Annotated in this window: 1 protein-coding gene and 1 pseudogene; both read right to left on the bottom strand. The window is 70.1% G+C overall.

Annotated elements, in window-relative coordinates; all coding sequences use genetic code 11:
- Positions 1–91, bottom strand: a pseudogene (locus JMF90_RS38785) (cupin); the annotation flags it as partial.
- A gap of 73 nt (positions 92–164) precedes the next feature.
- Positions 165–848 (bottom strand): DJ-1/PfpI family protein, encoded by a 684-nt coding sequence (locus tag JMF90_RS38790; protein WP_011546131.1) that lies wholly within the window; start codon positions 846–848, stop codon positions 165–167.
- Between the last annotated feature and the right edge of the window lie 18 nt (positions 849–866).

Here is an 866-nt window from a genome sequence, read left to right on the forward strand (position 1 = left end):
GCAGCCGCACCGTGATGCCGTTCAGGGTCGCGATGTCGAGGGCGCCCCACGCGCGGTCCGCCGTGAATGCGGCACTCCGGATGATGTTCATCGAGGTGTTCTCCGGCACGCGCGTGCGCTGCTTTCCAGTGATTTTTCCGGCATCCGCATCTCCCGTTCCGCATTCAGCGCGACGTGGCGCGCAGCGCCTGCTCGATGATCTGCTTGCGCTTCGCGAAGCCGGCGGCCGAACGTTCGGTGACGCGCTTCACGACCGCGGCCGGCGCGGTATCGGGCGAGCCCGCGTCGAACGGCGGCGCGGGCGCATATTCGAGTTGCAGCTGGATCGCCTGCGCGGCTTCGTCGCCGACCAGCTCCGCGGCGATCGTCAGCGCGAAGTCGATGCCGGCCGTCACGCCGCCGCCCGTGACGAGGTTGCCGTCACGCACGACGCGCTCGCGCACGGGTATCGCACCCAGCGGTTCGAGCAGCGCGTGGAACGCCCAGTGCGTCGTCGCGCGCCGCCCGCGCAGCAGGCCCGCCACGCCCAGCAGCAGCGAGCCCGTGCAGACCGACGTCACGTAGCGCGCGGTGGCCGCGCGCTGCTGCACGAACGCGATCGTTTCGGCATCGAGCAGCAGTTCGTTGATACCGATGCCGCCCGGGATGCAGATCACGTCGAGCGGCGGGCAGTCGTCGAACGTACAGGTCGGCGCGAGCGCGAGGCCGCTGCTCGACGCGACCGCGTCGCGGGACTTCCACACCAGATGGACGGTTGCGTCCGGCAGCGACGCGAGCACGTCGTGCGGGCCGGTGAGGTCGAGTTGCTGGACGCCCGGAAAGACGAGAAGGCCGATATGCAGGGTCATGCGAAGGCTCCGAGAGGG

This window comes from Burkholderia sp. E168m23 (genome assembly GCF_016586125.1).
Classification (GTDB): domain Bacteria; phylum Pseudomonadota; class Gammaproteobacteria; order Burkholderiales; family Burkholderiaceae; genus Burkholderia; species Burkholderia orbicola.